Below are 13,911 nucleotides of genomic sequence, written 5' to 3'. Positions count from 1 at the left end.
CTCACTACGCCGTGATTCAACCCATGACTTTTCGTAAACCATAGAGCAGGTGGCAAGCTAGATGAACAAAAATAATAAGATCTGCCATGCAAACCTTCGCAAAGGGTTGTTGGCCTCCGCCATTCTCACCGGCCTGGGCATCGCGCCCGTAGGGGCTGTGGAGATCAACACGGGGAATGAAGACTTTGCGGTTCGCTTCGACAACACCCTGAAGTTCAACTACGCCCAGCGCGTGGAAGCCCCCAACAGCAAGTTGGCCAATTCGTGGAACAACAATGACGGAGATCGCAATTTCTCCTCCGGCAGTCCCGTTTCTCAACGACTGGATGTGCTGACCGAACTGGACGTGGTTTACAAAGAAAAAGTCGGTTTCCGTGTCAGCGCCAACACCTGGTACGACCACGCCTACGACGATATTGGCAGCGATAACGCCTCGACCAATCAGCTCAACGACGGTAAGCCGGACTCTCGTCATCAAAGCGGTTACGCCGATCGGTATTACAACGGTCCTTCTTCGGAAATCCTTGATGCCTTCGTGTTTGGCAGCACGGAAGTCGGCGATGAGTCACTGCTCAGCGGCAAGCTCGGCAAGCACACCGTTTACTGGGGCGAAAGCATCCTCGCCTTTGCTCATAGCAACAGTTATGGCCAGTCCGGTCTGGATATTTCCAAGTCGCTGGCGGTCCCGGGAACAGAAGCCAAAGAACTGTTCATTCCGCGTAATCAGTTGTCCACCAGCCTCACGGTCAATCCGGAACTGACCCTCGCCGCGCAATACTTCCTGGACTGGGACGCCGCGCGGTTGCCGGAATCGGGCACTTATCTGGGGTTCAACGACGGCATTCAAAATGGCGGGCACAACCTGTCGTTGATCGGCGGCCGAAACCCGCTGTTCGGCACACCTGGCCCACTGGGTGCCAACCAGTTCCTGCGGCTGAGCAACGGGCATACGTTTACCCCGGACAATCAAGGTGACTTCGGCCTGATGGCCAAGTGGAGCCCGGAATGGCTGCAGGGTACGCTGGGTTTCTACTACCGCAAAACCTCCGACATTCTGCCTAACCTGGTATTGCAGCCAACGGCGGTCGGCCCTGCGCAACTGATTTCCGGCAATGCCGGCAGCTACAACCAGTTCTATGTCGATGACATCGATATCTACGGCATCAGCCTGTCGAAAAGCATCGAAGGTGTCAGCGTCGGTCTCGACCTGAACTATCGCCACAACATGCCGCTGGCCAGCGTGCCGGCAACGGTCAATCCGGCAGCCGGTGCTGCCGGTTTGCCTGGCTTCATCAGCAGCTTCGATGGTGACAACGGCGTGGCCCGAGGCAACACCGTGCACGCGGTGCTCAACGGCTTGACCACGTTCGGTGCGACTCCGGTCTGGGACAGCTCGACCTTACTGGTTGAACTCGCCTACAGTCGCTGGCTGGACGTCACCGAGAACAAGCAGTTGTTCAAAGGCGAAGACTGGTATCGCGGTGTCGACAAGGTCACCAAGGACAATTACGTCCTGGGCGTCAACTTCAATCCGACCTGGTATCAGGTGTTCCCCGGCATCGATATGTACCTGCCGGCCAACTACAGCGTCGGCCTTGCGGGCAACTCGTCGGTTCAGCTCGGGGGTAACAAGGACTCCGGCAGCTACTCGGTGGGCGTTGGCATGGACGTGCACAACCAGTACCGGTTCGACCTGAAGTACGTGGACAACTTTGGTCCGTTCGACACCTGCGGCTCAGCCGGTGGTGCAGGTACACAGGGCGAGGGCGCTGCACCAGGGGCCAACGGCCAATACAACTGCGTACCGGGGCAGACCACTGCTTTCGGCGGTACTCAGCCTCAGCTCAAGGATCGGGGCATGGTCACTTTTACCTTCAAAACGACCATTTGATCGAAGTATTCGCTTGATAGCAGGAGTCACTCCATGAAATTCGTCAACACGCTTTTGTTCACTGCATTGACCGTTGCCATCGCGGGTGCGGCACACGCAGCCGTGGCCCCCGATGAAGCGGCCAGACTCGGCAACAGCCTGACAGGCGTCGGCGCTGAAAAGGCCGGCAATGCCGACAACACCATTCCGTCCTACACCGGCGGTCTCACCACGGCGCCGGCCAGTTTTCAACCGGGCAGTTCGTTCCGTCCGGACCCTTACGAGGCTGATAAGCCACGCGTCGTCGTCGATGGCAAAAACCTCAGCCAATACACCGACAAACTGACCGCGACCACGCAAGAACTGCTCAAGCGTTACCCGACGTTCCGGGTCGATGTGTTTCCCACCCATCGCAGCGTTGCTCTGCCGCAACGGTTGCTGGATAACACCGCAAAAAATGCCGTCGGCACCAAAACACTCGACGGCGGGGTAGCACTGGAAAACGCGTTGCCGGGCGTTCCGTTCCCGATCCCGAAAGATGGCTACGAGGCCATGTGGAACCACCTGCTGCGTTATCAGGGGTATGCCACCAATATCAAGTATGACTCCTGGAACGTCGACAGTTCCGGCCGGGCTATTCTGGCCACGACCGGTAATGGCTATCTGGAATACCCGCTGTACGATCCGAAGCGTACGGAACCGGCGAAAGAGACGGATCTGTTCTTCAAGACCAAACTCTATTACCAGGCCCCGGCCCGTCGCGCAGGCGAAGCCATCCTGGTGCAGGATGCCGTCAACCCTCTGAAAATGGAGCGTCGTGGCTGGCAATACCTGCCAGGTCAGCGCCGCGTGAAACTCGCCCCGGATATCGCCTACGACACGCCAAACCCTGGCTCGGCCGGTGCTTCGACCTATGACGATGCCTGGGTATTCAACGGTGCACTGGACCGTTACGACTTCAAGCTCGTCGGCAAGAAGGAAATGATCGTTCCTTACAACACCTACAAGCTGAACTATCACAAGATCGCTGCGGATATCACCACGCCGCATCACGTCAATCCGGACCTGATGCGCTGGGAGTTGCACCGCGTGTGGGTGGTCGAAGCCACGCTGAAACCGGGCAAACGCCACATCTACAGCAAGCGCACCTTCTACCTCGACGAAGACAGCTGGATCGCACTGGCTTCGGATGAATATGACGCCAGCGGCAAGCTGTACCGCGGATCCTTTGCCCACTTGGCATACAGCTATGACGTGCAGGCGCCGAACTCCGATAACCACATGATTTATGACCTGGTCTCTGGCAGCTACAACATCACCGGCGTCTACGGGCCGTACGGCGGCGTCAAGTACATCGACCCGCTTTCGAAAGCGCAATGGGCGCCTGAGTCATTGGCCGGCACGGGTATTCGCTGAGCCATGACGCAGGTGTTTTTTTGTCGTCGACAGTGTGTACCGCACTGTTTGGCGGCTTTTTTTGCCGAGTAGATCTCATGAATACATTTAGATGGATTGCGCTCACTGCGCTAATTGTGGCGTTGGCTGCCCCATTCACCAGAGCCGTCGTCGCCGCCGATTTTGTCGACGTGCTGTCGAGCCCCGCGATTCAGAGTGACAAGGCGATCAGCGGGATGTTCACCGGATTGACCCGTGCAGGTCAGCGTCTGGTCGCCGTGGGCCAACGCGGCCATATTTTTTATTCCGATGATAACGGCGGCCGCTGGCACCAGGCAGAAGTGCCGGTGAGTTCCGATCTGGTGGCCGTGCAGTTTCCGAGCCCGACGCAGGGGTGGGCGGTCGGGCACGACGGCATTGTGTTGCACAGCGACAACAGGGGTGAAACCTGGAAGCGTCAGCTCGATGGCCGTCAGGTGGGGCAGATCATGCTCGAACATTTTCAGAGGCAGGAAGGGCAACAGCCCAATGATGCGTTGTTGGCCGAGGCTCAACGAATGGTCGATGAAGGGGCTGACAAACCTTTTCTGGACGTTTGGTTCGCCAATGATAAAACCGGCTATATCGTCGGCGCGTTCAATCTGATTTTCCGCACCGAAGACGGCGGCCGCAGCTGGGTTCCATTGATGGATCGCACCGACAATCCGGGGGCGCTGAATTTCTACGGAATGCGTGCCATCGGCGATGACCTGTTCATTGTCGGCGAGCAAGGCCTGGTATTGAGACTGGACCCGGCAACACAACGCTTCATCAACCTCCCGACGCCCTATGGCGGCAGCTATTTCGGCATCACCGGCAAGCCGGGCTCGGTGCTCGTTTATGGCCTGCGGGGCAATGTTTATCGCAGCGTCGATCACGGCGTGAACTGGGACAAGGTTGAGCTGGGTCTGTCCTCGAGCATCACCGCGAGCACTATCACCGCCGACGGCCGAATCATCCTGGTCAGCCAGGCCGGGCATGTGCTTGTCAGCACCGACGACGGCGCCAGTTTCACGCTAAAGCCACAAGACCGCCTGGGGCCTGCCGCTGCGGCGCAGGCCATCGCATCAGGCGTCGTGGTGGTCGCAGGCGCACGGGGCTTGCGCCAGTTGCCTTTCGAATGAGCCCACCCCCACATAATAAAAAGAGACGAGCCACTTCATGGGTAACTACAACCTCGATACGATGCCGGTGATCCGAGAGCTGAAGGGCTTCGATGCACGCTCCGGCAATGTCCTTGAACGCCTGATTTTCAACCATCGCCTGCTGGTGGTGCTGACCTGTCTGATCGTGACGGTAGTGCTGAGCTATTTCGCGGCCACTGGGCTGGCGCTCAATGCCAGCTTCGAAAAGATGATTCCGCAGAGTCAGCCGTACATCAAAAACTACCTTGAGAATCGCCAGTCGTTACGCGGGCTGGGCAATACGGTTCGAGTGGTGGTGGAAAACACCGACGGCGACATCTACGACCCGAAATACCTGGAGGTGCTCAAGCAGGTCAATGACACCTTGTTCCTGACCCCGGGCGTGGACCGGGCCTGGATAAAGTCATTGTGGACGCCTGCCGTGCGCTGGACCGAGGTCACGGAGGAGGGCTTCCGTGGTGGCCCGGTCATGCCGGACTCCTACGACGGGTCAGCCAGTGGGGTCGAGCAACTGCGCTTGAACATTGCCCGCTCCGGCATCATTGGCAGCCTGGTCGGCAACAACTTCAAATCGAGCATGATTGTGGTGCCGCTGCTGGAGAAGGATCCGGTCACGGGCGCCGCCATCGACTATCACCGCTTTTCGCGCACGCTCGAAGAACAACTGCGTGACAAGTTCGAGTTTGCCGACAGCAGCGCGAAACACAAGGCGGGCGAAGAGGGCAAGGGCCCGATCAAGATCCGCGTGATCGGTTTCGCCAAATTGGTGGGCGATCTGATCGATGGCCTGATGCTGATCATGATGTACTTCGGCGCCGCAGCGCTGATCGCCACGGCCATCATCTTTGGCTTTACCCGTTGCGTGCGCAGCACCGCGCTGGTGATTCTGTGCTCGGTGGTTGCGGTGGTCTGGCAACTGGGCCTGATCTCCTTGTTCGGTTACGTACTCGACCCGTTTTCGATCCTGGTGCCGTTTCTGGTGTTCGCCATCGGCGTGTCCCACGGTGCGCAGAAAATGAACGGGATCATGCAGGACGTCGGACGCGGCACCCATCAGTTGATCGCCGCGCGTTATACCTTCCGCCGCCTGTTCCTGGCCGGACTGACCGCATTGCTGGCCGATGCCGTGGGTTTTGCGGTGCTGATGCTGATCGACATTCCGGTGATCCAGGACCTGGCCGTCACCGCGAGCATTGGTGTGGCGGTGCTGATCTTTACCAACCTGGTGCTGTTGCCGGTGCTGTTGTCCTACTGTGGTGTAAGCCGCAAGGCAGCTGCCCGTACCCTGTGTCAGGAAAAGGATGAACTGCGCGGCAAGGGCCTGGGCAATCTCTGGAGTTTTCTTGATCGCTTCACGGAACGCCGCTGGGCTACCGGGGCCCTGGTGGTCGCGGGCCTGTTGGCAGTTGGCGGCTTCATGGTCAGCACGCAGTTGAAGATCGGTGATCTCGATCCGGGCGCACCCGAACTGCGCGCCGACTCACGTTACAACCGCGACAACGCCTACATCACTGCCAACTATTCGCTGTCCAGCGACCAGTTTGCGGTCATGGTCAAAACCGCCAGCGAAGGTTGCCTGAAGTACGAAACCCTGGTGGAAGCCGATCGTCTCGGCTGGCTGCTGCAACAGCAACCGGGCGTGCAGACGACCGTGTCGCTGGTCAACGCGGTGCGCCAGATCACGGCGGGTTCCTATGAAGGCAACCCGAAAATGCTGACCGTCGCGCGCAACCAGAACGTGCTGAACTACGGCGCGCAACAGGCCTCGGTGAACAACCCGGAACTGTTCGACAGTGACTGTTCGATGATGCCGGTGATCGCCTATCTCTCCGACCACAAGGCTGAAACCCTCGATCACGTGGTGAAAGTGGCCGATCAGTTCGCCCGTGAACACAGCAACGACGATCGGCAGTTCATGCTCGCCGCCGGTAGCGCCGGGATCGAAGCGGCGACCAATATCGTCGTGCGCGACGCCAATCGCACCATGTTGTTCTACGTGTATGGCGCGGTGATCGTGCTGTGCTTCATCACCTTCCGCAGCTGGCGAGCGGTGGTGGTGGCGGTCGTGCCGTTGATGCTGACGTCGATTCTCTGCGAGGCGTTGATGGTCTGGCTGGGCATGGGCGTGAAGGTCGCGACCTTGCCGGTGATTGCCTTGGGTGTCGGCATCGGTGTCGATTACGCGCTGTACCTGCTCAGCGTTCAGTTGGCTCAGCAGCGTGCCGGCCTGTCGCTGACCGAGGCCTACAGGAACTCGGTGGCCTTCACCGGCAAAGTGGTGGCGCTGGTCGGCATCACTCTGGCGGCGGGCGTGATCACCTGGGCCTGGTCGCCGATCAAGTTCCAGGCCGACATGGGCATCCTGCTGACCTTCATGTTCATCTGGAACATGGTCGGCGCCTTGGTGCTGATCCCGGCACTGTCGCATTTCCTGCTCCGTCGTGCGCCTTGATCAACCCTCAAAGGCTATTTACCCAGTGGCACGATCAGCGGGCCGGTGAAGGCCTGCATGATCAACGCCACGGGTTGCTGGTGGCTGACCAGTTGGGCCATGGCATTCATGTAGGGCGTCAGGTGACGAAAGTATTTCTTGTAGCTCGGGCACAGGTAGTTCAGGCCCGGCTCGCCGTCGGGCGCATTCATGAAGCGGTTTTTCGGGCATTCGCCATGGCAGGCGAAGCGGTAATCGCATTGCTGGCAATACGTCGGCAGTGTCTCTTCCTTGGCGGCGCCAAAGGCTTGTTGCGCAGCAGAGGCGAGTAGCAGGGCAGGATCATCGGTCTTGAGGTTGCCCAGCAGATACTCGGGATACATGTAGTGATCGCAGGAGTAGACGTTGCCGTCGTGCTCCACGATCGCCGCTTTGCCGCAGCGCGGGCTGAACAGGCACACCGAGGCCGGCAGCTGACACCATGAGGCCAATGCCCATTCGAAGTTCATGACATGAACCTCCCCGACATCCTGGCGCACCCACTCGTCAAAAATCGTGATGAGAAAATCGCCATAGGCCTGGGGGGCAACCGTTTGTTCCGTCACCATCGCAGGCTCCGGTACAACGTGCAAACGCAACTCCGGCGGGATAGCGAAATGCAGACCCAGACTGACCTGTGTGGCGCTGGGCTCGCGTTCCACCACGGGGTTGAACTGAATATGACGAACGCCTTCAGACTTGAGGAATCGATAGATTTCCAAGGGATATCTGGCGACATCGCGCGCCACGGTCACCAACACATTGAAGTCGACGCCATGCCGCTTGAGCAGTTCCAGGCCGTGCATCACGTCATCGAAACTGGAGTGTCCGCGCTTGTCGGGGCGATAGAGGTCGTGGACGAATCGCGGGCCATCGAGACTGATCCCCACCATGAAGCGTTCACGGGTGAGGAATGCGCACCAGTCGTCGCTGAGTAACGTGCCATTGGTCTGCAACGTGTTGCGAATGACTTTGTTGCCCGCGAACTGGCGTTGATACAGGACCGCGCGCTGGAAAAAGTCCAACCCCAGCAACGTCGGTTCGCCGCCTTGCCAGGTAAATTCGACTTCAGGCGTGGGCTGGGCCTCAATGTAGCGCTGCACATACAGACGCAGCACCTCGTCGGTCATGCTGAAGCGTTCCCTGGGCGGGTAAAGCTGTTCTTTTTCGAGGTAGAAACAGTAACTGCAATCGAGGTTGCAGATCGGCCCGACGGGTTTGGCCATGAGATGCAAGCCCTGGGGCGGGGTTTCGTGGGTAGGCATGGGGGCAGGGTCCGGGAGTCATCAATCTGCCGCCCGGTTATCCGGGCGGCATTGAGGGTCAAGGCAAATACGTCACGTGTACATCCTTGACCTTGCCATTGAATGCGAAGGGCGCACGCTCGAAATAGTCCAGGGTGACGGGGGAACCGAGGTCTTGAGCGACGTCGAAGGTTTCGCTGGCGGTGAACGTCAGTGCCGGAGTAAACGGTGTCACCCCTTTGGCGGCTTCCTGCCCGTCAAGTCGCAAGCTCAGATTGGCCGGCGCTCCGGGCTTGGTTGACGACAGGGTCGTCAGCACTTCGATACTGACTTTGCCGGCGGGTACTCGTTCGGCCGAACGCAGTTTGACGCGAGAGATAGCCAGCGCGTTGTACTCGTAGATCAGGAAACCGTCATCCATGTACAGGCTGACCCCGCCACCGATACCGCCCAAGGCATACAGCACGCCGGTGGCGTTAGCTGGAACGTCGGCGTCGACGACAACTTTGCTGTTCTGATTGCGCAGGTTGGGGGCCGCAAACTCCGGAAAGCGATGGACGCGATCACTGAAGTGCCATTCGTGTTGGCTGCTGGAGATTCGTGCAGTCGGATCGAGGAAGGGGTAGAGACCGGCACCAATCGGAAAGACATGGTTAGCCTTGGCCTGTAATTCAAACTCCGCCTTCAGCTCCGCAAGTTTTTCCGGATGACCCGCGGCTACATCCTTGGCCTGGGAGTAGTCGTCTTGCAGGTTGTAGAGCGACCATTGATCATTCGCCGGATTCCAGCCCATGAACTGCGCAAAACCTTGCACCCAGGGTTTACGCGGGCCAAAAACCGAGGCCATCCAGCCATCCTTGTAAATGCCACGACTGCCCAGGACTTCGAAGTATTGCGCCGGTTTTTTCGACCTCACCTGAGCGTCGTTGAAGGTGTAGCGCAGGCTGATGCCATCCATTGGGTCCTGAGCGATACCGTTGACCTCTTTGGGTGGTGTGATCGACAGTACGTCGTAGACCGTCGGGGCAATGTCGTTGACGTGGTGGAATTGCGCGCGAACCCTGGCGTCGGCCTTGATCTGTTTCGGCCAGGAAACGGCCAGCGGCGTGCGCGTACCGCCGAAGTAGCCGGCGACCAGTTTAGTGCCTGCGAATGGCCCTGAACCTGCCCAGGCCCACGCGGCGTTGTACATGCTTTCAAGTTTAGGACCGCCGAGCGCGGACAAGCCGCCATACATCTCGTCGAGGACTTTCAACTGCTGCTCTTTGGGGACTGGAATCCCGTTCTGGGCCAGCAACTCATTGATCGTCCCCTCCATCCCCTCGGAAGAAGCGCCGTTGTCGCTGAAGACATAAAAGATCAGCGTGTTGTCGCGCTGACCTTCACGCTCCAGTTCGTCGAGGATCTTGCCGGCCTGCGTGTCGGCATGTTCCAGGAAGCCGGCATACACCTCCATCAACCGTGCCTGATACTGTTTCTGTTCGGACGACAAGCTGTCCCAGGCTGGGAGTTCCGCCGGGCGTGGGGTGAGGACGGCGTCCTGCGGGATAAAGCCCAGCGCTTTCTGGCGAGCGAATGTCTGCTCACGATAGGCGTCCCAACCACCGTCGAACTTGCCTTTGTATTTATCGGCCCACTGTGCATTCACCTGGTGCGGGCCATGTACGGCACCCGGTGTCCAATACATGAAAAATGGTTTTTCCGGCGCGTAGGTCTGATGGTCTTGCAGCCAGTTTACGGCCTGATTGGCGAGATCTTCGCTGAGGTGATATTGCGGATCTCGCGCCGGTTCGATTGGCGTTGTGTCGCGGTACAGACGCGGTTCGTACTGAGAGGTTTCGCCGGCCAGGAAACCGTAGAAATGTTCAAAACCGTAGGCCGTCGGCCATGTATCGAAAGGACCGGCCGCTGTGGTGTCCAGGGGTGGCGTGTTATGCCATTTTCCGAACGCGGCGGTGCTGTAGCCATATTGCTTGAGCACCTCGGCCATGGTCGCCGAGCTTTTGGGGATCTTGCCGGTGTAGCCATCCCAGTCAGTGGCCAGCTCTGCGATGACGCCGTTGCCAACTCGGTGATGGTTGCGTCCGGTGAGCAATGCGGCACGCGTTGCGGAGCTGATGGCAGCGGTATGAAAAGCGTTGTAGCGCACACCGCTGTCGGCGACTCGACTCAGGGTCGGCGTATGGACTGCACCGCCGACGGTGTCGGACTGCGCGAAGCCGGCGTCATCGAGCATGATCACCAGAATATTGGGGGCCTCGGGAGGAAGGCGGGATTGATGCTGACGTTTCTGGTGCTTCGATTCTTGCAGCGTCGGTTTGGCGTCACTGGCCGAAGGCGTCGGCGGGAAGGGCAGTGAGTCTTGTGCGGATGCGACCGAGCTGGCCAACAGTGCGCAGAGTTTCAGGGTGAAACGTCCGGCGGGTTGCAGCTTCTGGGACATGGGTGTCTCCGTTTTTTATTCATTGCAACGGCGCAGCCGCCCGGTCGAACACCGGGCGGCCGAGAGATTGGCGGGCGGGTCAGACCGCAAAGCTGGTGATGTCTTTGGGCTCGATATCATTGGCTTTGCAGAACGCCAGGTAACGATCCACGCTGGATTTCCAGTTCTCGACGGCCACGACGTTGTTGTTATCGTCGTAATACAGCAGATCGCCCTGGGTGATGTTCAAGGTGATCAGTTCATCTCCATATTCAGTCAGCACGATCGGCGTGTGGCTGGACCCCGCGGTTTCGAACACTACGCCGCCCTGTGTCGAGATCCAGTCGTGCTCCAGGTATTTCCAGCCACCCTTGACGGTGTAAACGATGACCGTACCGGAGTGATAGTGCTTGGGCAGAGAAGACCCGGCCGGGGCTTTGAGCAGGGTGATTGTTTCCCCGCGAACCGGGTCGCACTTGATGTATTTGATGAAGATTTCATCGCTGTAAGGCGCGAACGGAACCCACGGCAGGTCCTCGTCGTTGATGGAGGAGGTGTCGATGTTTTCATAAAACATGCTTGTTGTTCTCTATTGGACGGTGGAGGGAACTGCGCGATGCATTAAGAGCATCGTGAACAGACCGTGCTCACACCGCCCCCCTCCTGAGGAGGGGGATCCATCCAATGGCGTTGAATCGCAGCATGCGCAGTGCCGTGCAAATAACGCCCAAACAACAACATCTACGGTTTGCGGCCACCGCAGGCCTTTGGCTAATCACAGCCGACGCCCCGGTCCAGCGGCGGCACGCCCGCGCCGTCCGCTGCAACCGGTCGTCAGGTGCTCAATTGATTTTGACGATCGCGGGCGGACTCCACGTGCCTTTGCCAGGAGGCAGGACGGAAGGGTTTTCGGTCTTTGGCCAATACAGGCGCATCACCATGTAGATCAGATCATTCGGGGCGGGCAGCCAGTTGCTTTCCTTGTCCGCGCCGGGCGAGTCCTTCTGGATGTAGAGCGTCAGCGAGCCGTCTGCATTTTTCTTCATGTCAGGTAGCATCGGCGAGTTGATGAGGTAGCGATTGACCGGATTCTTGATCAGCAGTTGGCTCTTGCCGTCGTACATCGTCACCGACCAGAAGGCATTGACCGGCGGGAGCTGTCCAGCGGGAAAGGTGAGGGTGTAGTTGTGTTTGCTGCCGTCAAGCGGCGTACCATCGGACAGGATCTTGGCCATCGGATACGTGGCCTCTTCGGCGTCGTTGGCGTAGATGCCCGCTTGTGCGATGGCGGCGCGCTTTAGCCAATCACCGTTGTAGAACGCGGCATCACCGCCGGAACTCACGATGTTCCAGCCATTGACCTGCGTGCCGAGATGATTGACCGCATCCTGGACCTTCGCATGCCCAGCCTGCATGCCCTCGACCACAGCGGCCTTTTGCTCGGCGGAGAGCGCCTGGAAGTTGAAGTCTTTGCCGGCGCCAATGCCCATACGGGCCAGCTTCGCGCGGATCGCCACTTCATCCGGGGTGGCCGGGGCAAACTGCAAGGCAAAGCCCAGGTACTTGAAGAAGTCGGTCTTGGCCAGGGCCTTGTCGAACTTCGGAAAGTCGATCGCCGGCGCGGCAGGCGGCGCGGGCTGCTTGAGATAAGCCGATAACGGCTGGGTCGCATAACCGGCCTGGACCTTTTCGACGTTTGGCATGTCTGCCGGATTGAAGAGCTGGGTGCGAAAGATCGCGAAGAGTAGTTGTGTTTGGGAATGAAACACCTTCTTGATGCCTGGCGGGGTCGCGCCCTTCCAGTCTGGGCCGACCACCAGGTAATCGCCGGCTTCGCTGCCGGTGGTACGGCTGCCGATGTAACCGAAGTTGTTGGTGTTGTTATCGATCAACTGCACCGAGTAATACCGCGGTTTCTCCACCGTCGGTACCGATAGCACGACCGGCTCGCTGCGCAGGTCCATGAACATCAAGGAATACGGCGTGTCGCTGTTCGGCGAGACGATGGCCGTGTCCTTGTAGCTAAAGACTTTGTGCATGTTGTAAATGTGGTTGAACGGCGCCTTGTACTGGCTGGAGCTTTTGTCCACGGCGTATTCGTACAGGGTCGCGTAGTTCATCACGATGGGCAGACCGTAGATGTAGCCTTCCTCGGCGATGGCTTTCGTCTCGGCGGGAGTGATGTCCGCTGCCTGGGCGTGCGTAAATCCAAAGGACGCGAGCAATACCATTGCACAGCCAAATGTTCTCGGTAGTGTGGTTATCATGAACCTGAAACTCCATTTTTCGTGTTAGATGGGGGTGTCGGTCAGCTAACTGCTAATCAGGCGGTACTCCCCAAAGGCAGGAACCCCCTGACGATCTTGATGCATATTTGTGCCCATCAAGAAGGCAACTTCTCGAATCTCACCGAATCGCAGGCGATCAATCATTCGAGCGCTAAACGCACATCTCTCGGATCGTTTCACTTGGGAAAGAGTAGTGTATACGCCACCCGAAAGCCCCAACCGTGTGCACCATCTTCAGGACTGTCCGCCCAGTATCGCGGCCCCACCTGAAGGCTCATGGGCTGCTTGCCGACTTTGAACAATTGCGTCACGAACAGGTTGATCGGCACATTCCACTCCCTGGCTTCCCAGTCGTAAGTGGATTCTGTATTGATGCCAAAACTGGTGTACGACGCTGTGGTATAGACCAGAAAGGGTTGCAGATACGTCTGATTGACCTTCTCCTTGTCATTGGCCGGGTTGTTGTCCAGCGACCAGATGTGGTTCGCCAGAATACCGGTCGTCCAACCGTTGGCCTGCTTCAACGCCACCGCTGTCGGTCCAATCCCCCATTGCTCGCTACTCAGTAGCTCATCACTACCGGTCGGTAACAGCAGCACGGGGCCTGCGCCCCAGATCCAGCCGTCCTCGGTGGGCTTTTTGGGAGAGAAAAAGAAGCTTTGCGTGGTGTCGCCCACTCCGCTTTTATCGGCGATGCCCCTCGGTGCCAGTCCATGCTGATCAATGACCGGGAGGATCGTGCGAGAGATCAGATTCCAATCGTCATTGAGTGAGAAGGGTAGAACCGGCTGGATATTGGTGACGCTCTGGATTCCATTGCCGGAGGGACCCATTTTCTGATTCCAGTTGTATTGGATGGGCAAGCTGTACAGTGCCGCGACTGGATTCAATGACTGTTTAGCCAGTTCCGCCTGATCGTCAGCCTGACTTGAAACGGATATACCGAAAGCCGAAAGTGCGAGCAAAAGCCGTTCAATGCGCTTGTACATGTTGAAATCCTTGAATGCGGATCGCCGCGGGCTCCTCGACTATCAAGGG

9 protein-coding genes are annotated in these 13,911 nt (G+C 58.5%); 4 read left to right on the top strand and 5 right to left on the bottom strand.

Features of this window, described 5'->3' with window-relative positions; genetic code table 11:
- Positions 1-61: 61 nt before the first annotated feature.
- The 4 genes from ACM6J5_RS08785 to ACM6J5_RS08770 all read left to right on the top strand — a co-directional run bounded on the left by ACM6J5_RS08785 (position 62) and on the right by ACM6J5_RS08770 (position 6,901).
- Complete coding sequence (locus ACM6J5_RS08785) at positions 62-1,891, top strand: DUF1302 domain-containing protein (protein WP_414928212.1); 1,830 nt, start codon at positions 62-64, stop codon at positions 1,889-1,891.
- Positions 1,892-1,924: 33 nt separating this feature from the next.
- Positions 1,925-3,286 carry a DUF1329 domain-containing protein gene (locus ACM6J5_RS08780; protein ID WP_095945999.1) on the top strand — a complete coding sequence of 454 codons (1,362 nt, stop codon included), beginning with the start codon at positions 1,925-1,927 and terminating at the stop codon, positions 3,284-3,286.
- A gap of 77 nt (positions 3,287-3,363) precedes the next feature.
- The gene (locus tag ACM6J5_RS08775) at positions 3,364-4,428 is read left to right on the top strand and encodes a WD40/YVTN/BNR-like repeat-containing protein (protein ID WP_095945998.1); all 1,065 of its coding nucleotides are present in this window, start codon (positions 3,364-3,366) and stop codon (positions 4,426-4,428) included.
- Between the two features lie 37 nt (positions 4,429-4,465).
- Complete coding sequence (locus ACM6J5_RS08770; RefSeq protein WP_414928211.1) at positions 4,466-6,901, top strand: efflux RND transporter permease subunit; 2,436 nt, start codon at positions 4,466-4,468, stop codon at positions 6,899-6,901.
- A gap of 14 nt (positions 6,902-6,915) precedes the next feature.
- On the opposite strand, the gene ACM6J5_RS08765 is transcribed toward ACM6J5_RS08770, so the two are convergent.
- The 5 genes from ACM6J5_RS08765 to ACM6J5_RS08745 all read right to left on the bottom strand — a co-directional run bounded on the left by ACM6J5_RS08765 (position 6,916) and on the right by ACM6J5_RS08745 (position 13,862).
- Positions 6,916-8,184 carry an anaerobic sulfatase maturase gene (locus tag ACM6J5_RS08765; protein WP_414928210.1) on the bottom strand — a complete coding sequence of 423 codons (1,269 nt, stop codon included), beginning with the start codon at positions 8,182-8,184 and terminating at the stop codon, positions 6,916-6,918.
- A 58-nt stretch (positions 8,185-8,242) separates the two neighbouring features.
- On the bottom strand, positions 8,243-10,606 hold the full coding sequence (locus tag ACM6J5_RS08760; RefSeq protein WP_414928209.1) for an arylsulfatase: 2,364 nt from the start codon (positions 10,604-10,606) through the stop codon (positions 8,243-8,245).
- A gap of 79 nt (positions 10,607-10,685) precedes the next feature.
- Positions 10,686-11,162 (bottom strand): 2,4'-dihydroxyacetophenone dioxygenase family protein, encoded by a 477-nt coding sequence (locus tag ACM6J5_RS08755; RefSeq protein WP_095945994.1) that lies wholly within the window; start codon positions 11,160-11,162, stop codon positions 10,686-10,688.
- Between the two features lie 265 nt (positions 11,163-11,427).
- On the bottom strand, positions 11,428-12,816 hold the full coding sequence (locus ACM6J5_RS08750) for a DUF1254 domain-containing protein (protein ID WP_414928533.1): 1,389 nt from the start codon (positions 12,814-12,816) through the stop codon (positions 11,428-11,430).
- Positions 12,817-13,049: 233 nt separating this feature from the next.
- Positions 13,050-13,862, bottom strand: a complete 813-nt coding sequence (locus ACM6J5_RS08745) for a transporter (RefSeq protein WP_414928208.1) — start codon at positions 13,860-13,862, stop codon at positions 13,050-13,052.
- Positions 13,863-13,911: the final 49 nt, after the last annotated feature.

This window comes from Pseudomonas sp. IT-P74 (genome assembly GCF_949768175.1).
In the GTDB taxonomy this organism is placed as follows: Bacteria; Pseudomonadota; Gammaproteobacteria; order Pseudomonadales; family Pseudomonadaceae; genus Aquipseudomonas.
Note: the sequence above shows the minus strand (reverse complement) of the source record. Positions and strands in the feature narration are given on the sequence as shown.